Raw genomic sequence first — 20,058 nt, 5'->3', positions numbered from 1 at the left:
AGGCCGACCGGGAGAACCCGGGCACGGAACTCGCCCTGCGGACGGTGGTGTTCGGCGGTGAGGCACTGGAGCCCGCCCGCCTCGCCGACTGGTACGCCCGTCATGCGGACGACGCTCCCGTCCTGGTGAACATGTACGGCATCACCGAGACCACCGTCCACGTCACCCACGCCCCCCTGGACGCCGCTTCCGCCACCGGTGCCGCCGGCGTGATCGGCACCGGCATCCCGGATCTGCGGACCCAGGTGCTCGACCGGTGGCTGCGGCCCGTCCCGACCGGGGTGGTCGGTGAACTGTACGTCTCCGGACCGGGGCTGGCCCGGGGCTATCTGCGCCGGCCGTCCCTCACCGCCGCCCGGTTCGTCGCCGACCCGCACGGCCCCTCCGGCACCCGGATGTACCGCACGGGTGACCTGGTGCGGCAGCGGGCCGACGGCACGCTGGAGTACGCCGGACGCGCCGACGACCAGGTCAAGGTGCGCGGTTTCCGCATCGAACCCGGGGAGATCGAGGCCGTGCTGGCCGCGCATCCCGAGGTGCGCGACGTGGCGGTGGTGGCCCGCGGGGACCGTACCGACGGCACCCGGCTGGTCGCCTATGTCGTCGGCGGATATGCCGGGCTGCGGGAGTACGCCCTGGAGCGGCTCCCCGACCACATGGTCCCGGCCGCGTTCGTCGCCCTGGACGTCCTGCCGCTGACCGCCAACGGAAAACTGGACCGACAGGCCCTGCCCGAGCCCGAGTTCACGCCCACGGCGGCCGGGCGGGCACCGCGCACCCCGCGGGAGCAGGTGCTCGCCGAACTGTTCGCCGAGGTGCTGGGCGTCGAACGGGTCGGTGCCGACGACGACTTCTTCGCCCTGGGCGGCCATTCGCTGCTCGCCACCCGGCTCGTCGCCCGGGTCCGGGCCGCGCTCGGCGCGGAGCTCGGACTGCGGGCGCTCTTCGAGACGCCGACCGTGGCCGGGCTGGCCCAGGGGCTGACGGCCGCGGACGAGGCGCGGCCCGCGCTGGTGCCGGCCGCGCGGCCGGAGCGGATGCCGCTGTCGTCCGCGCAGCACCGGCTGTGGTTCCTGCACCGGCTCGACCCGGCCGGCGCCGCCTATCACATCCCGCTCGCGTGGCGGCTGGACGGCCCGCTGGACCGCGCCGCGCTGGCCCGGGCGCTCGCCGACGTGGTCGCCCGGCACGAGGCCCTGCGGACCGTCTTCCCGCAGGCCGCCGACGGAGTGCCGTACCAGCTCGTCCTGGACGCCGCGGAGACCCGCCCCGGACTGCCGTTCACCGCGACCGACGAGGCCGGGCTGCCCGCGCTGCTCGACCGGGTCGTCCGGCAGCCCTTCGACCTCGCGGGTGAACCGCCCCTGCGGGCCGCCCTGTTCGGCACCGCGGCCGACCGGCACGTCCTCGTGGTCGTCGTGCACCACATCGCGGGCGACGGCTGGTCGCTCGGCCCGCTGGCCCGCGACCTGGCCACCGCCTACGCGGCCCGCCGCGCGGGGGAGGAGCCCGGCTGGGCGCCGCTGCCGGTGCAGTACGCCGACTACACCCTCTGGCAGCGCGAGCTGCTCGGCGACGCCACCGACCCCGCCAGTCTCTTCGCCCGCCAGGCCGCCCACTGGACGGCCGCGCTGAAGGGGCTGCCCGAGCAGATCCAGCTCCCCACCGACCGGCCCCGCCCTGCGCACCCCACCTTCGAGGGCCGCCGGCTGCCCGTCACCTTCGACGCCGCCCTGCACGCCGGACTCCTCGGCCTGGCCCGGCAGCACGGCGCCAGCCTGTTCATGGTGCTCCAGGCCGGACTCGCCGCCCTCCTGAAGAAGCTCGGCGCCGGGGACGACCTCCCCGTCGGCAGCCTCATCGCGGGCCGCACCGACCAGGCGCTGGACGATCTCGTCGGGTTCTTCGTCAACACCCTCGTGCTGCGCACCGACACCTCCGGCGACCCCGACTTCGGTCAACTCCTGCGCCGGGCGCGGGAATCGGCGCTGGGTGCGTACGCCCACCAGGAGCTGCCCTTCGACCATCTGGTGGAGGCACTCAACCCGGCCCGGTCGCTGTCCCGGCAGCCGCTGTTCCAGGTGCTGCTGGCCCTCCAGAACGTGCCGCGCGGCACCTTCGCACTGCCCGGCCTGCACACCGAGATCCTCCCCGTGCACCACGCCACGGCCATGTTCGACCTCTCCTTCCACCTCCTGGAGAGCGCCGACGGGGCCGACGGCGAGGCAGGCGGCGCGGCGACCGGCCTCCACGGCTATGTCGAGTACGCCACCGACCTCTTCGACGACACCACCGTCGAACGCCTCCTCGCCCGCTTCACGCGCCTGCTCGGCCAGGCCGTCGCGGCCCCGGAGAAGCCGCTGAGCCGCTACGACGTCCTCCTCGACGACGAACGCGAGGCGCTGCTCCCCGCCCCCACGGCCCCCACGGCTCCCCTCGCACACATCCCACTGCCCGAGCTCTTCCGGGCCCAGGTCCTGGCCACCCCCGACGCCCCCGCCGTCGTCTTCGAGGACACCGTCCTCACCTACGCCGGGCTCGACGCCCGCGCCAACCAGGTCGCGCACGCCCTCCTCGCCCGGGGCGTCGGCCCCGAGAACGTCGTCGCGCTCACCCTCCCGCGCGGCACCGACCTCGTCGTCGCCGTCCTCGCTGTCCTCAAGACCGGCGCCGCCTACCTTCCCGTCGACCCCGACTACCCGCCCGCCCGCCGCGCCTTCATGCTCGACGACTCCCGGCCCGCCGTGGTGCTGGCGGACCTGGACCTCGCCGACGGCCGGCCGGACACCGACCCCGGCATCACCGTCGACGGGCGCCACCCGGCCTACGTCATCTACACCTCGGGCTCCACCGGCCGCCCCAAGGCCGTCGTCATGCCCTCGGCCGCCCTCGGCAACCTGCTCCACTGGCACCACCGTGCCGTCGGCGGCGGCCCCGGCACCCGCACCGCCCAGTTCACGGCGGCCGGCTTCGACGTGTCCGTGCAGGAGACCCTGTCCGCGCTGCTGTACGGCAAGACCCTCGTGATCCCCACCGACGAGCAGCGGCGCAGCGCCGAACTGTTCACGGCCTGGCTGGAACGGCACCGGATCGAGGAACTGTTCGCGCCGGCCCTGGTGCTGGAGGCCGTCGCCGAGGCCGCCGAGGAGCACGGCCGTGACCTGCCCCGGCTGCGGACCGTCGCCCAGGCCGGCGAGGCGATGCGGCTCGGCACCGCCCTGCGCCGCTTCACCGCCCGTCACCCGGGCCGTCGCCTGCACAACCACTACGGCCCCGCCGAGACCCACGTCGCCACCGCCTACGCCCTCCCCGCCGACCTCGACGCCTGCCCGCTGCCGGTGCCCGTCGGCCGGCCCGTCGACCACACCCGTGCCCTCGTCCTCGACGCCGCGCTGCGCCCCGTACCGCCCGGCGTGCCCGGAGAGCTGTACCTGGCCGGGGCGTGCGTGGCGCGCGGCTATCTGCACCGGCCCGCCCTGACCGCCGAACGCTTCGTCGCCGACCCGTACGGGCCACCCGGCACCCGGATGTACCGCACCGGCGACCTCGCCCGCCGGCGTGCCGACGGCGAGCTGGAGTTCCTCGGCCGCGCCGACCACCAGGTGAAGGTGCGCGGCTTCCGCGTCGAACCCGGCGAGATCGAGACCGCCCTCGCCGCTCACCCGGCCGTCGCGCGGGCCGCCGTCGTCGCCCGCGAGGACCGGCTCGTCGCCTACGTCGTCCCGGCCGCCGGGGCGACCGCCGCACCCGCCGCCCTCCTGGACCACCTGCGCGACCGCCTCCCCGACCACATGGTCCCCGGCGCGCTGCTCACCCTCGACACCCTGCCCCTCACCCCCAACGGCAAGCTCGACCGCGCCGCCCTGCCCGTCCCCGCCCCGGACACCCGCACGGGCCGGGCCCCCCGCACCCCGCGCGAACAGATCCTGTGCGACCTGTTCGCCGAGGTCCTCGGTGTGGCCCGGGCGGGTGCCGACGACGACTTCTTCGCGCTGGGCGGCCACTCGCTCCTGGCCACGCGTCTGATCTCCCGGATCCGTGCCGCCCTCGGCGCCGAACTGCCGCTGCGCAGCCTCTTCGAGGCCCCCACCCCGGCGGGGCTCGCCGGTCGCCTCGACGACGCGGCCGGCGCCCGCCCGGCCGTCGTCCCGGCGGCCCGGCCCGAGCCGCTGCCGCTGTCGTTCGCGCAGCGCCGCCTGTGGTTCCTGCACCGGCTGGAGGGCACCGACGCCACCTACCACATGCCGCTCGCGCTGCGGCTGCGCGGCCCGCTCGACCGGGCGGCGCTGGCCGCCGCCCTCGGCGACGTCGTGGGCCGCCACGAGACGCTGCGCACGGTCTTCCCGCACACCGACGGCGTGCCCCGCCAGCGGGTCCTGCCCGTCGCCGAGGCGCTCCCCTTCCCCCTCACGGTCACCGGCGCGGACGAGACGGACCTGCCCGCACTGCTCACCGGGGCCGCCCGCCACCCCTTCGACCTGGCGACCGAACTCCCCCTGAGCGCCCACCTGTTCCTGCTCGGCGAAGAGGAGCACGTGCTGCTCCTCGCCCTGCACCACATCGCCGCCGACGGCTGGTCCCTGCGCCCCCTGGCCACGGACCTCGCCACCGCCTACGCGGCCCGCCGCGCGGGACGGGAACCCGGCTGGGCGCCCCTGCCGGCCCAGTACGCCGACTACACCCTCTGGCAGTGCGAACTGCTCGGCGACGAGACCGACCCGGACAGCATCTACGCCCGCCAACTCGCCTACTGGACAGGGGCCTTGGCCGGACTGCCCGATCGTCTCCGGCTCCCCGCCGACCGCCCGCGCCCCCTGCACCCCACCCACCGGGGCGGCCTGCTCACCACCACCGTCGGCCCCGGCCTGCACGAGGCGCTCACCACCCTGGCCCGCCGCAACGGCGCCAGCCTGTTCATGGTGCTCCAGGCCGGTCTCGCCGCCCTGTGCACCCGCCTCGGCGCCGGCACCGACATCCCCGTGGGCAGCCCCTTCGCGGGCCGCACCGACCAGGCGCTGGACGATCTCGTCGGGTTCTTCGTCAACACGCTCGTCCTGCGCACGGACACCTCCGGGGACCCGACCTTCACCGAACTCCTGGGCCGGGTACGGGAGTCGGCGCTCGCCGCGTACGCACATCAGGACGTGCCGTTCGAGCACCTCGTGGAGGCCCTCAACCCGGCCCGCTCCCTCGCCCACCACCCCCTCTTCCAGATCCTCCTGGCCGTCCAGAACGTCCCCGGCTCCGCGTTCGGCCTCGACGGCCTGGACACCTCACCGCAGCCCGTGCGCACCGGCACCGCGCGGCTCGACCTGGCCTTCGCCCTCACCGAACGCCGGAGCCCCGACGGAACGCCCGGCGGCCTGGACGCGCTCGTCGAGTACAGCGCCGACCTGTTCGACGAGCCCACCGTCCGCACCCTCTTCGACCGCTGGGTACGGCTCCTGACCGCCGCCGTCATCACACCCGACCGCCCGATCGGCTCCCTCGACATCCTCCACCCCGCCGAGCGGGCCGACCTCCTGGAGGACCTCCGGCCTCCGCTCCCCGAGGCCTCGTTCGCCGAGCTCTTCCACCGCCGGACCACCCTCCACCCCGACGCGCCTGCCCTGTTGGCCGACGGTGTCGAGCTGTCGTACGCCCAACTGGACCGCCGGGCCAATCAGTTCGCGCATGCGCTGCTGGAGCGGGGTGTCGGTGCCGAGGACGTGGTGGCGCTGGTGCTGCCGCGTTCCGTGGATCTGGTGGTGGGGGTTCTGGGGACGATGAAGGCGGGGGCCGCCTATCTGCCGGTCGACCCGGACTATCCGGCGGCGCGCAGGGCGTTCATGCTGGCGGACGCCCGGCCCGCGGTCGTGGTGGAGGCGCCGGGCTTGGGCGACGGGCGGCCGGAGACCGCTCCCGAGGTCGCTCTGGACGTCCGGCATCCGGCGTACGTGATCTACACCTCGGGCTCCACCGGCCGCCCCAAGGGGGTCGTCGTCACCCACGGCGGTCTGGCCGGCCTGGTGGCCGCCCAGACCGGGCATCTCGCCCTCGACGCCACCAGCCGTGTCCTCCAGCTCAGCTCGCCCAGCTTCGACGCCTCCTTCTGGGACCTGTGCGCCGCCCTCCTCACCGGCGCCTGCCTGGTCCTGGCCCCGGCGGACGATCCGGTGGCGGGGCTGACGGCGGACATCACGCATGTGACGTTGCCGCCTTCGGTGGTGGCGGCGGTGGAGTCGTTGTCGGTGTCGACGCTGGTGGTGGCGGGGGAGGCGTGTCCGCCGGAGCTGGTGGAGCGGTGGGCTCCGGGGCGGCGGATGATCAATGCGTACGGTCCGACGGAGACGACGGTGTGCGCGACGATGAGCCGCCCGCTGGTGCCGTCGGGTTCGGTGCCGCCGATCGGGCGGGCGATCACCGGGGCGCGGGTGTATGTGCTGGACGAGCGGTTGCAGCCCGTTCCGGCGGGTGTGCCGGGTGAGTTGTACGTGGCCGGTGCGGGGCTGGCGCGTGGGTATCTGCGTCGACCCGGGCTGACCGCCTGCCGGTTCGTCGCCGACCCGTTCGGCGCTCCCGGCACCCGCATGTACCGGACCGGGGACGTCGTACGCCGACGCCGCGACGGTGAGCTGGAGTTCCTGGGCCGCGCCGACGACCAGGTCAAGCTGCGCGGCTTCCGGATCGAGCCCGCCGAGATCGAGCACGCGCTCGCCGCGCATCCGGCCGTGGCGCACGCCGTCGTGGCCGTACGAGAAGACCGGCTCGTCGGATACGTCGTCGCCGCACCCGACGCCGACCCCCAGCCCGCCGCCCTCCGGTCCTTCCTGCGGGACCGGCTGCCGGACCCTCTGGTGCCGAGCGCGTTCGTCCGCCTCGCCGCCCTGCCGCTGACCCCCAACGGCAAGCTCGACCGCGCGGCCCTGCCCACCCCCGCGTTCGACGTGACGGAGAGGGCGCCGCGCAGTCCGCGGGAGCAGGTGCTGTGCGACCTGTTCGCCGAGGTGCTCGGCGTGGAGCGCGTGGGCGTCGAGGACGGCTTCTTCGACCTGGGCGGCCACTCCCTGCTCGCCACCCGGCTGGTGTCACGGATCCGGGCGGTGCTGGGCGCGGAACTCGCCCTGCGGACCCTGTTCGAGACGCCCACCCCGGCCGGGCTCGCCGCCGCCCTGGACGGTGCCGGGCGGGCCCGGCCCGCGCTCACGGCCGGTGAGCGGCCGGAGCGGGAGCCGCTGTCGTTCGCGCAGCGCCGGCTGTGGTTCCTCCAGCAGATGGAGGGGCCCGGCGCCGGCTACAACATCCCGCTCGCGCTGCGGCTGTCCGGCCGGCTCGACGAACGGGCGCTCACCGAGGCCCTCGCGGACGTCACCGCCCGGCACGAGACCCTGCGCACGGTGTTCCCCGAGTCCCACGGCACCCCGTACCAGAAGGTGCTCGACCCCGGCACCGCCCGCCCGCGGCTCCGCCTGACGCACACCGACGCGACCCGGCTGCCCGGGGCCCTCGCCGAAGCCGCCCGGCTGCCCTTCGATCTGGCCGCCGAAGTCCCCCTGCGCGCCCATCTGTTCGCGCTGCCGGGCGGCGAGGACCACGTCCTGCTGCTCGTCCTGCACCACATCGCCGGGGACGGCTGGTCCACCGGGCCGCTCTCCCGGGACCTCGCCGACGCCTACGCCGCCCGGAGCGCGGGCGGCAAGCCCGAGTGGGCGCCGCTGCCCGCGCAGTACGCCGACTACACCCGGTGGCAGCGCGAGCTGCTCGGCGACCCGTCCGACCCCGGCAGTGTCTTCGCCACCCAACTCGCCTACTGGAAGGACCGGTTGGCGGATCTTCCGGAGCAGCTGCGGCTGCCGGCCGACCGGCCCCGGCCCGCCGTCGCCTCCTACCGGGGCGAGCATCTGCTCGTCGAGCTGGACGCGGGCCTGCACACCGGGCTGGCCCGGCTCGCGCGTCGGCGCGGAGCGAGTCTGTTCATGGTGCTCCAGGCCGCTCTCGCCGCCCTGTGCACCCGCCTCGGCGCCGGCACCGACATCGCGGTCGGCAGCCCCATCGCCGGCCGCACCGACCAGGCCCTGGACGATCTCGTCGGCTTCTTCGTCAACACGCTCGTGCTGCGCACCGACACCTCCGGCGACCCCGGCTTCACCGAACTCCTCGACCGCGTAAGGGAGTCCGCGCTCGGCGCCTACGCCCACCAGGACCTGCCCTTCGAGCACCTCGTCGAGGAGCTGAACCCGGTGCGCTCCCTCGCCCATCACCCCCTCTTCCAGGTGATGTTCGCCCTCCAGAACGCTCCGATGGGCGCGTTCGACCTGCCCGGCCTGCGGGTCGCGCCGATGGCCGTGCCCACCGGCACCGCCAAGTTCGACCTGGGCTTCAACCTCTACGAACGGCACCACGCCGACGGCACCCCCGCGGGCATCGCCGGGGCCGTCGAGTACGCCACCGACCTGTACGACCGCGCCGGGGTCGCCGACCTGGTCGACCGCTGGACCCGGCTGCTCCACGCCGTCGTCGCCGACCCGGACCTGCCCCTCGCCCGCATCGACGTGCTGTCCGCCGACGAACGCGACCGCCTGCTCACCGGCACCGACGGCACCGCCGTACCCGTCGACCCGGTCCCCCTGCCGACCGCGTTCGCGCGGCAGGTCCGCGCCACGCCCGACGCGCCTGCCCTGGTGGCCGACGGTGTCGAGCTGTCGTACGCCCAACTGGACCGCCGGGCCAATCAGTTCGCGCATGCGCTGCTGGAGCGGGGTGTCGGTGCCGAGGACGTGGTGGCGCTGGTGCTGCCGCGTTCCGTGGATCTGGTGGTGGGGATTCTGGGGACGATGAAGGCGGGGGCCGCCTATCTGCCGGTCGACCCGGACTATCCGGCGGCGCGCCGGGCGTTCATGCTGGCGGACGCCCGGCCCGCGCTTGTGGTGGAGGCGGCGGGCTTGGGCGACGGGCGGCCGGAGACCCCTCCCGAGGTCGCTCTGGACGTGCGGCATCCGGCGTACGTGATCTACACCTCGGGCTCCACCGGCCGCCCCAAGGGGGTCGTCGTCACCCACGCGGGCATCGCGCACCTGGTGGCCGCACAGGTCGAGCGGTTCGCCGTCGACGCGCGGAGCAGGGTGCTCCAGTTCGCCTCGCCCAGCTTCGACGCGTCCGTGTCCGAGCTGTACACGGCCCTGCTGACCGGCGCGACCCTCGTCCTTCCGCCCGCCCATGATCCGGTGGCGGGGCTGACGGCGGACATCACGCATGTGACGTTGCCGCCTTCGGTGGTGGCGGCGGTGGAGTCGTTGTCGGTGTCGACGCTGGTGGTGGCGGGGGAGGCGTGTCCGCCGGAGCTGGTGGAGCGGTGGGCGCCGGGGCGGCGGATGATCAATGCGTACGGTCCGACGGAGACGACGGTGTGCGCGACGATGAGTCTGCCGCTGGTGCCGTCGGGTTCGGTGCCGCCGATCGGGCGGGCGATCACCGGGGCGCGGGTGTATGTGCTGGACGAGCGGTTGCAGCCCGTTCCGGCGGGTGTGCCGGGTGAGTTGTACGTGGCCGGTGCGGGGCTGGCGCGTGGCTATCTGCGCCGACCCGGGCTGACCGCCTGCCGGTTCGTCGCCGACCCGTTCGGTACTCCCGGCACCCGCATGTACCGGACCGGGGACGTCGTACGCCGACGCCGCGACGGTGAGCTGGAGTTCCTGGGCCGCGCCGACGACCAGGTCAAGCTGCGCGGCTTCCGTATCGAGCCGGGCGAGATCGAGAGTGTGCTCGCCGCCCATCCCTCCGTCCGGCGGGCCGTCGTGGCCGTACGCGACGAACAGCTCGTCGCCTACGTCGTGCCCGACCGCCCCGGAACCGAGCGCGACCACGGCCGGGAGCAGGACCACATCTCCGGCTGGCGCGAGATCTACGACGCCCTGCCCGTCGCCTCCGCACCGGCCGCCCTCGGGGACAACTTCACCGGCTGGAACAGCAGTTACGACGGCCGGCCCATCCCGGAGGAGGAGATGCGGGAGTGGCGGGACACCACCGTCGACCGCATCCGGGCGCTGAAACCCCGCCGGATCCTGGAGGTCGGTGTCGGCACCGGTCTGCTGCTGGCGCGTCTCGCTCCGGACTGCGAGACGTACTGGGCCACCGACTTCTCCGCCACCGCCGTGGACACGCTCGCCGCACGCCTGGCGGACCGGCCCGAGCTGGCGGAGCGGGTCGTGCTGCGCACCCAGCCCGCGCACGACCTCGCCGGGCTGCCCGGCGGCTTCGACACCGTCGTGGTCAACTCGGTCGTCCAGTACTTCCCGAGCGCCGACTACCTGCTCGACGTGATCCGGGGGCTGACCTCCCTCCTCGCGCCCGGCGGTGCCCTGTTCGTCGGCGATGTGCGCAACCCGCGGCTGCGGCGGGCGCTCGCCACGGCCGTGCACGCGCCCCGCACCGACGGGCCCGCCGCGCTTCGCGGGGCCGTCGCCCAGGCCCTGCGGGACGAGGAGGAGCTCCTCGTCGACCCCGACTTCTTCGCGGCGCTGCCCGGCCGGGTCGACGGGATCCGCGCGGTCGCCGTGGAGGTGAAGCGCGGCCGGTTCCACAACGAACTCACCCGCCACCGCTACGACGTCACCCTGCACACCCGGCCCGCCGGGACCTGGAGCGGCTTCACCGAGGCCGCCTGGGGCCGGGCCCTGGGCACCCCCGGCGAGGTGCGCGACCTGCTGGCCGCCACCGACCCGGCCGTCCTGCGGATCACGGGCGTGCCCAACGCCCGGGTGACCGGGGAGGTCGCCGCGGACCGGGCGCTGCACGAGGGCGGCACCACCCCCGTGCCCGGCGTCGACCCCGAGGACTGGTACGCGCTCGGCGCCGCCACCGGCCGTCGCACCCAGGTCACCTGGTCGCCGGACGGCCCCGACACCGTGGACGTCGTCCTCGTCGACCCGGCCCGCGTCGCCGACCCGGACGCGCCGGTCGACACCGGTCGGGCCGGGCGCACGGCGGGCCGCGAGAGCCGCGGACTCCCCACCCGTGCACCCCATATCGGTGAGCCGCGGGCCGGTGAGTCCTCCGTCCGGGAGTCCCGCGTCGGTGAGCCGCGGGCCGGTGAGTCCTCCGTCCGGGAGCCCCGCGTCGGTGAGCCGAGCGCCGGTGACCCCCTCACCCGTGACCCCCTCACCCGTGACCCCCTCGCCCGCGCGCCTCTCACCGGTGAGCCCCTCACCAACACCCCCGCCACCCGCCGCACCCCCGCCTCCCTGGTCCGCGGCCTGCGCGACCACGTCCGTTCCCGTCTTCCCGAGCACCTCGTGCCGGCCGCGTACGTCGTGCTCGACGCGCTGCCCCTCACCCCGGGCGGCAAGCTCGACCGGGCCGCCCTGCCGACGCCCGCCGCGCCGGGGAGCCGGGGGAGCCGGGCGCCGCGCACCCCGCAGGAGGAACTGCTGGCCGGCCTGTTCGCCGAGGTGCTCGGGGTGGGCCGGGTCGGGGCGGACGACGGCTTCTTCGACCTGGGCGGACACTCCCTGCTCGCCACCCGCCTGATCTCCCGGGTCCGTGCCGTCCTCGGTGCCGAGCTCGACGTCCGCGCCCTGTTCGAGGCCCCCACCCCGGCGCTGCTGGCCGCCCGCCTCGACCGGGCGGGCGAGGCCCGGCCCCCGCTGACGGCCCGGGTGCCCCGCCCCGAGCGGATCCCGCTGTCGTACGCCCAGCACCGGCTGTGGTTCCTGCACCGCCTGGAGGGGCCGGGCGCCGCGACCTACGTCATGCCGCTCGCGCTCCGGCTGACCGGGCCGCTCGACCGGGCCGCGCTGCGGCGGGCGCTCGGTGACGTCACCGACCGGCACGAGAGCCTGCGGACCGTGTTCCCGGAGGCCGACGGCACCCCCTGCCAGCGGGTCCTGGACGCCCGGCCGGACCTGCCCGTCACCGCGACCGACGAGCGGGGACTCGCCGGGCTCCTCGCGCGGTCGGCGCGGCGCGGCTTCGACCTCTCCGTCGAACCCCCGCTGCGCGCGGAGCTGTTCGCGCTCGCCGCCGACGACCACGTCCTGCTGCTCGCCCTGCACCACATCGCGGGCGACGGCTGGTCCATGGGCCCGCTGGCGGCCGGCCTCGCGACCGCCTACGCGGCCCGCCGCGCGGGGGAGGACCCCGAGTGGGCGCCGCTGCCGGTGCAGTACGCCGACTACGCGCTCTGGCAGCGCGAGCTGCTCGGCGACGCCACCGACGCGGACAGCCGGCTCGCCGCCCAACTCGACCACTGGAAGCGGGCCCTGGCGGGGCTGCCGGAGCGGATCGAGCTGCCCGCCGACCGGCCCCGGCCGGCCGTCGCCTCCCAGCGCGGCGCCACCCTGCCGCTGCGTCTCGACGCCCGGCTGCACGGCGCGCTGCGGGACCTCGCCGCCGAGCGGGGGGCGAGTCTGTTCATGGTGCTCCAGGCCGGTCTCGCCGCCCTGTGCACCCGCCTCGGCGCCGGCACCGACATCCCCGTGGGCAGTCCGGTGGCGGGCCGTACCGACCAGGCGCTGGACGAGCTGGTCGGGTTCTTCGTGAACACGCTGGTGCTGCGCACGGACACCTCCGGGGACCCGACGTTCACCGAACTCCTGGGCCGGGTGAGGGAGTCGGCGCTCGCCGCGTACGCCCATCAGGACGTGCCGTTCGAGCACCTCGTGGAGGTCCTCAACCCGGCCCGCTCCCTCGCCCACCACCCCCTCTTTCAGGTGATGCTGGCCCTCCAGAACGCCCCCGGCGGCAGCTTCGCCCTGCCCGGGCTGACCGTCGAGCCCGTGGCCGTCCCGACCGGCACCGCGCGCTGCGACCTCACCCTCAGCCTCGCCGAGCGGTACGCCGACGACGGCACCCCCGAAGGGCTCACCGGCGCCGTCGAGTACGCCACCGACCTGTTCGACGCGGACACCGCGGCCGCCCTCGTGGCCCGCTGGATCCGGCTGCTGGAGGCCGCGGTGGCCCGGCCCGGGGCGCCCATCGGCTCGATCGACCTGGTCCCCGGGGAGGAGCGCCGCACCCTCCTGTCCCGGCGGGGCGCCCCGCTGCCGGCCGCCCGCCCGCTGCCCGAGCTGTTCGCCGCGCAGGTACGGGCCACTCCGGACGCCGTCGCGCTGGTCGCCGACGGCGCCACCCTGACGTACGCCGAACTCGACGCCCGGACCGCCCGGTTGGCCCGGGCCCTCGCCGGGCAGGGCGTCGGACCGGAGACCCCGGTCGCCGTCCTCCTGGACCGCTCGGCCGACCTCGTCGTGGCGATCCTGGGTGTCGTCCGGGCCGGCGGGGCCTACGTCCCGCTCGACCCCGGTTTCCCGCCCGCCCGCGTCGACCTCGTCGTCCGCGAGACCGGCGCCGCCCTGGTCCTCACCGAGGACGTCCTCACCGCACTCCTCGCGGTCGACGGACCACCGGAGGCCCCCCAAGTTCCCTGTCATCCACAGCAGTTGGCGTACATCACGTACACCTCCGGCTCGACCGGGCGGCCCAAGGGCGTCGCCGTCACCCACGCCGACGTCGCCGGGCTGGCCCAGGCGCCCTGCTGGGGCGCGCACGAGCGGGTGCTGCTGCACTCGCCGGCCGCCTTCGACGCCTCCACGTACGAACTGTGGGTGCCGCTCCTCAACGGCGGCCGGATCGTCGTCGCCCCCCAAGGACGCCTGGGTGTCGAAGAGTTGTGCCGGACGCTCGCCGAGCACCGGGTCACCGGGCTGTGGCTGACCGCCGGGCTGTTCCGGGTGGTGGCCGAGGAGCGGCCCGGTGGGCTTGCCGGGCTGCGCGAGGTGTGGACCGGCGGGGACGTCGTCTCCGCCACCGCGGTCGGCCGGGTGCTGGACGCCTGCCCCCGCCTGCGGGTCGTCGACGGCTACGGACCCACCGAGACCACCACCTTCGCCACCCACCACCCCATGGACACCCCGCCCGACCCCGCCCGCCCCGTCCCCCTCGGCCGGCCCATGGCCGGGATGCGGCTGTACGTCCTCGACGCACGGCTGCGGCCCGCGCCCACCGGCGTCGTGGGCGAGCTGTACCTCGCCGGCACCGGGGTGGCCCGCGGCTACACGGGCCGCCCGGCCGCCACCGCCGAACGGTTCACCGCCGACCCGTACGGGCCGCCCGGCGCCCGGATGTACCGCTCAGGCGACCTCGCCCGGCTGCTCCCCGACGGCACGGTGGAGTTCGCCGGACGGGCCGACGACCAGGTCAAGGTGCGGGGCTTCCGGGTCGAGCCCGGGGAGGTCGAGTCCGCACTCGTGCGCTGCCCCGGCGTCGCCCAGGCCGCCGTCGTCGCCCGCGACGACCGGCTCGTCGCCTACGTCGTCCGGGATGCGGCGGACACCGCCGCCTTCGACGCCCGCGACAGCGCCGACCGCCTCCGCCGCGACCTGCCCGCCCACCTCGTCCCCGCCGCCTTCGTCCCCCTGGACGCGCTGCCGCTGACCGCCAACGGCAAGCTCGACCGGGCCGCCCTGCCCGCCCCCGGGTACGGCACCGACGACGGCGACGGCACCGGGCGCGGCCCGCGCACCCCGCACGAACAGGTGCTGTGCGACCTGTTCGCCGAGGTCCTCGGCGTGGAGCGGGTCGGCGTGGACGACGGGTTCTTCGACCTCGGCGGTCACTCCCTGCTCGCCGCCCGCCTGGTCTCCCGGATCCGCGACACCCTCGGCACCGGACTCGGACTGCGCACCCTGTTCCAGACCCCGACCGTCGCCGGACTCGCCCGGCGCCTCGCCCTGCGCGACACCGACGACTCCCTCGACGTCCTGCTGCCGCTCAGGCCCGAGGGCACGGCCACCCCGCTGTTCTGCGTCCACCCGGGCGGCGGCATCAGCTGGTGCTACAGCGGCCTCCTCCACCACCTCGCCCCCGACCACCCCGTCTACGCCCTCCAGGCCCGCAGCCTCGGCCGCGACGAACCCCGCCCCACCTCCTACGAGGAGATGGCCGCCGACTACGCCCAACAGATCCGCAAGGTCCAGCCCGAGGGCCCCTACCTGCTCCTCGGCTGGTCGGCGGGCGGACTCGTCGCGCACGCCGTCGCCACCGAGCTCCAGCGCCAGGGCGAGCGCACCGCCCTCCTCGCGATCCTCGACGCCTACCCGGTCGCCGACCTCACCTTCGACGAACCGCCCGTGCCGAGCGAACGCGACGTCCTGGTCGGCATGCTCGACTGCGACCCCGCCGACATCGGCGAGGAACCCCTCACCCACGACCAGGTCGGGGAGATCCTCGCGCGGCGCGGCAGCGCCCTGGCCGGTCTCACCCCACGGCACATCGAGGCCGTCGTCGCCATCATGATCAACAACGCGAGTCTGGCGCTCACCTTCCGGCCGGGCCTCTTCGACGGCGACATGCTCCTGTTCAACTCCACCATCGACCGCGAGCAGGACTCCCCGGGCGCCGACGTCTGGCGCCCCTACGTCACCGGATCCGTCGACTCGTACGACATCACCGCCCGCCACGACCGCATGACGCGGCCCGGCGCCCTCGCCCAGCTCGGCCCGCTGCTCGCCGCCCGGATCGCCGAGGTCCGCGCGCAGCTCTCCGCAACCGACCCCACGAACCGGGAGAACCCCTCGTGAACAACCCCTTCGAGGACCAGGACGCCCCCTACCTCGTCCTCGTCAACGACGAGGCCCAGTACTCGCTGTGGCCCGCCTTCGCCGACGTCCCCGACGGCTGGAGCGTCGCCCACCCCGAGGACACCCGCGACGCCTGCCTGGAGTACGTCGAGCGGACCTGGACCGACATGCGGCCCAGGAGCCTCGTCGAGGCGATGGACGACGCCTCGTGAGCGTCCTCGCCACCGACGTCGGCGACTTCGCGGCCGAGATGGCCTCGGACGCCTTCCGCCGCGACCCCTACCCGGTCTACGCCCGGATGCGCGCCGGAAGTCCCGTCCACCGGGCCCCGAACGGCCTCTGGTACGTCACCCGGCACGCCGACGTCGAACAGGCCCTCGGCGATCTGCGGCTCTCCAACGACCGGGAGCGGATGACGAGCGCCCTCGTCGCCCGCGACGGCCGGATGAAGGACCTCAGCCGGCTCACCGCCCGGCTCGGACGGGTGATGAGCAACACCGACCCGCCGGACCACGCCCGGCTGCGCGGACTCGTCAACAAGGCCTTCACCGCCCGCCGGGCGGAGCGGCTGCGGGGCCGGATCCAGCAGGTGGTGGACCGGCTCGTCGACGGCGTCCAGGACGCCGAGGGGCCCGTCGACGTGCTCGCCGCCGTCGCCTCCCCGCTGCCCCACACCGTCGTCTGCGAACTGTTCGGGGTGCCCGAGCCCGACCGCGAACAGGTCAAGGAGTGGTTCCGCGGGCTCGGCCGGATCCACGAGGACATCGACCGCGCCGAACAGGTCGTCGACGCCTTCGAGGCATACCTCACGGACCTCGTCGCACAGCGGCGCGCCGCCCCCGGCGACGACCTGATCAGCGCCCTCGTCACCGCCCAGGCCCGCGGCGACCGGCTCACCGACCACGAACTGCTCTCCACCTGCTTCCTGTTGATCACCGCCGGCGACGAGACCACCACCCACCTCATCGGCAACGGCCTCCTCGCCCTGCTGCGCCACCCCGACCAGCTCGCCCTCCTGCGCGCGCGGCCCGAGCTGATCCGCACGGCCGCCGACGAGTTCGTCCGCTACGACAGCCCCACCCAGACCATCCTCCGGGTGGCCGCCGAGGACGTCCCGCTCGGCGGCCGCACCGTCCCCGCGGGCGACCTCGTCCACCTCGTCCTGGCCTCCGCCGGCCGCGACCCCGACCGGCACGAGCACCCCGACCGGCTGGACCTGACCCGCCCGGCCGCCCACCGCCACCTCGGCTTCGGCCACGGCCCGCACTACTGCCTCGGCGCCCCCCTCGCCCGGCTGGAGACCGAACTCGCCGTCTCCACCCTCGTCCGCCGGCTGCCCGGACTGCGCCTGGCCGTCGCCCCCGAGGACCTCACCTGGCGGCCCAACCCGCTCCAGCGCCGCCTCACGGCGCTCCCCGTCCACTGCGCCGACGACGAAAGGAAGTGACGCGCATGCCCCGCGAGTTCCGGGTGCGCCGCGAGCAACTGCTGCCCGCCCGCCCCGAACAGGTCTGGAACGCGATCGCCACCGCCGAGGGCAACCTCGGCTGGCTCTACCCGATGGAGATCGAACCCCGCGTCGGCGGCGCGGTCTCCCGCGGCTCGGCCACCGTCCTGGAATGGCGGCCGCCGCACCGCTTCGCCTGCCGCGCCGACGGCGAGGACGGCTTCTCCAACACCCTCGACTACACCGTCGAACCCCACGACGACACCCTCACCCGGCTCTCCCTGGGCATCCACTGGGTGCACCCGGGCACCCCCGACGAGGGCTGGGACCTGCGGGCCGACGCCGCCGAGAAGCACTTCGACTTCTACCGCCACAGCCTCTCCGAGTACCTGGGCCACTTCGCCGGCCGCCCCGCCCGCTACATCCGGGCCACCCGCCCCGAGGCGGCCGCCCCGGGCGCCCTCACCGCCGTACGCGAGCGCCTCGGACTGCCCGCCGCGGCAGGACCCGGCGACACCGTGAAGATCACCCCGCCGCACCGGGCCGGCCCACCCGTCGAGGCCGTCCTCGACGGCTGCGAGCCCGGTTTCCTCGGACTGCGGACCGCCGACGCGCTCTACCGGTTCTACGACGGCGGGCCCTGGCGCTGGCCCCTGTGGCTCGGCCACCACCTGTTCGCCCCCGGCGACGACACCGAGGCCGCCCAGGCCTGGGACACCTGGCTGGCGGAGGTGGCCCCCTGATGGAGAACCCCCTCTACTCGGCCGAACTCGTCGAGGAGAACGGCGTGTACACCCTCGTCGTCACCGATCTGCGCCGGGACACCGTCCAGACCGCGCACGTCCCCAAACGGGCCGTCGACCAGCTCCCCCACTTCCTGTCGCTGCTCGGCTCCCACCGGTTCGGCGCGTTCCGCTAGCCCTTGGTTCCCAGCCCCTCAGGAGGCCGCGTGGCCGTCACCCCCCTCACCGCATCCCGGCCGCACACCGCCGACCGCTGGCTGCGGGTGCACCCCTGCCGTGCGCCGCGGCCCGCCCGCCGACTGGTGTGCCTCCCGCACGCCGGCGGCACCGCCCACCTCTTCCACACCTGGCCCGCCCGGCTGCCCGACGACACCGAACTCCTCGCCGTGCGCTACCCGGGCCGCCAGGACCGGCTGGCCGAGCCGTGCGTCGAGGACATGGACCACCTCGCCGACGCCGTCACCGAGGCCCTCGCCCCCTTCACCGGACTGCCGCTCACCCTGTTCGGGCACAGCATGGGCTCCGCCGTCGCCTACGAGGTCGCCCGCCGCCTGGAGTCCCGCGGCGTCCGCCCCGCCCATCTGCTGGTCTCCGGCCGGGCCGCCCCGCACCGCGCCCGCCCGGCCGGGGTGCGGCACGGCGACGACGCGGCCCTGCTCACCCTGATCCGCAGCCTCGGCGACCACCAGTCCGAGGCGTACGACATCCCCGAGCTCAGGGACCTGCTGCTGCCCGCGCTGCGCGCCGACTACCGCCTCATCGAGGCCTACCGCCCGACCCGCCCCCTCCCGCTGCGCGCCCCCGTGACCGCCTACACCGGCCGCGACGACCTCACCTGCCCGCCCGAAGCCGTCCGCGCCTGGGCCGAACTGACCGCCCCCGGCCGGTTCGCCCTGCGCGCCTTCCCCGGCGACCACTTCTACCTCGTCCCGCACGAGGCCGACCTGGTCGCCGACATCGCCACCCGCATCCTCTGAACCGCCCCTGCCCCACCAGGAAGCCGACACCATGACCCCCACCACCGCAGCCCCCCTCACCCGCCCGACCGGAGAGCCGTGGCTCCTCGACCCGGACCTGCTCGCCGACCCGGTCGGCGGCTACGGCAGGATCCGCGAGGAGGGCCCGGTCGTCCGGGCCTGGCTGACCGACACCCGGCCCGTCTGGGTGATCGGCCGCTACGACGACGTCCGCGAGGGCCTGCGCGACCCCCGCTTCGTCGGCAGCCCCGCCTCCGTCGAGGGCCACACCGGCGAGGACCCCCGCCACACCCTCGTCGACATGCTCAACCTGCCCGAGGACGTACGGAAGTACTTCCTCGTCTCCGCCCTCGACATCGACCCGCCGGACCACACCCGGCTGCGCACCGCCGTCAACCGGGCCTTCAGCGCCCGCCGGATGCAGGCCCTCCGCCCCCGCGTCCACCGGCTCACCGGACAGCTCCTCGACGACCTGCACCGCGCCTCGCCCGACGGCGTGCTGGAACTGGTCGACGGCTACGCCTACCCCCTCGCCGTCACCGTCGTCTGCGAGCTGGCCGGCGTACCCGAGGAGGACCGGGCGGTCTTCCGCCAGTGGGGCGACGACATCCTCCTCATGGAGGCGGACCGGCTGCGTACCTCCTCCCCGGCCGTCGTCGCCACCGTGCTGCGCCTCCTCGACGCGCGCCGCAGGGCCCCCGCCGACGACCTGATCAGCACCCTCGCCGCCGCCCGCGACGACGCACGGCACCGGCTGACCGAGGAAGAGGCCGTCGCGATGGTCCTCAACGTCGTCATGGCCGGCTACGACAACACCGCCCAGCTCCTCGTCAACAGCCTCGCCGCCCTCCTCACCCACCCCGGCCAGCTGAAACTCCTGGTCGCCGAGCCGGAGCTGATCCCGGGAGCCGTGGGCGAGTTCGTCCGCTGGTGCGGCCCCGACATCATGGTGCGGATGCGGATCGCCGCCGAGGACGTCGAGCTGCACGGCACCCGGATCCGGCGCGGCGACTGCGTGCAGTTCGTCCTCGTCTCCGCCAACCGCGACCCGCGCCGCTACCCCGACCCCGACGCACTCGACGTCACCCGCCGCCCCACCGACGGCACCGAGGGCCACCTCGGCTTCGGCCACGGCATCCACTACTGCGTCGGCGCCGCCCTCTCCCGCCTCCAGTGCGAGATCGCCCTGCACACCCTCCTCGACCGCCACCCCGGCCTCCACCTCACCCCCGACGCGGACCTGACCCGCACGGTCGTCCCGGGCACACCCCCACGCCTGCCGCGGCTGCCGGTGCGGGTCTGACCGACCGGCCGACCGGCCCTCGACAGTGCGTCTT

General features: G+C 75.2%; 7 protein-coding genes. All 7 read left to right on the top strand.

The genetic code is table 11. From position 1 onward, the window contains the following. The coding region (locus ABZ490_RS34080) for a non-ribosomal peptide synthase/polyketide synthase (protein ID WP_358998944.1) at positions 1–15,554 on the top strand (15,554 nt) is incomplete at its 5' end. After that, on the top strand, positions 15,551–15,766 hold the full coding sequence (locus ABZ490_RS34075; RefSeq protein WP_358998941.1) for an MbtH family protein: 216 nt from the start codon (positions 15,551–15,553) through the stop codon (positions 15,764–15,766). The genes ABZ490_RS34080 and ABZ490_RS34075, both read left to right, overlap by 4 nt. Further along, positions 15,763–17,001, top strand: coding sequence for a cytochrome P450 (locus ABZ490_RS34070; RefSeq protein WP_358998938.1), 1,239 nt, complete (start codon positions 15,763–15,765; stop codon positions 16,999–17,001). The genes ABZ490_RS34075 and ABZ490_RS34070 overlap by 4 nt, the downstream gene beginning before the upstream one ends. 5 nt (positions 17,002–17,006) lie before the next feature. Next, entirely contained in the window at positions 17,007–17,744 is a 738-nt protein-coding gene (locus ABZ490_RS34065) for an SRPBCC domain-containing protein (protein WP_358998935.1), read from the top strand. Next, the gene (locus tag ABZ490_RS34060) at positions 17,744–17,920 is read left to right on the top strand and encodes a hypothetical protein (RefSeq protein WP_358998933.1); all 177 of its coding nucleotides are present in this window, start codon (positions 17,744–17,746) and stop codon (positions 17,918–17,920) included. Before ABZ490_RS34065 ends, ABZ490_RS34060 begins: the two co-directional genes overlap by 1 nt. Positions 17,921–17,950: 30 nt before the next feature. Then, positions 17,951–18,721 carry a thioesterase domain-containing protein gene (locus ABZ490_RS34055; RefSeq protein ID WP_358998930.1) on the top strand — a complete coding sequence of 257 codons (771 nt, stop codon included), beginning with the start codon at positions 17,951–17,953 and terminating at the stop codon, positions 18,719–18,721. A gap of 31 nt (positions 18,722–18,752) precedes the next feature. Continuing rightward, positions 18,753–20,024, top strand: a complete 1,272-nt coding sequence (locus ABZ490_RS34050) for a cytochrome P450 (RefSeq protein WP_358998927.1) — start codon at positions 18,753–18,755, stop codon at positions 20,022–20,024. Positions 20,025–20,058: the final 34 nt, after the last annotated feature.

Origin of the sequence: Streptomyces sp. NPDC005811 (assembly GCF_040630405.1) — a bacterium.
Lineage (GTDB): Bacteria > Actinomycetota > Actinomycetes > Streptomycetales > Streptomycetaceae > Streptomyces.
This window is presented reverse-complemented; position numbering and strand designations above follow the sequence as displayed.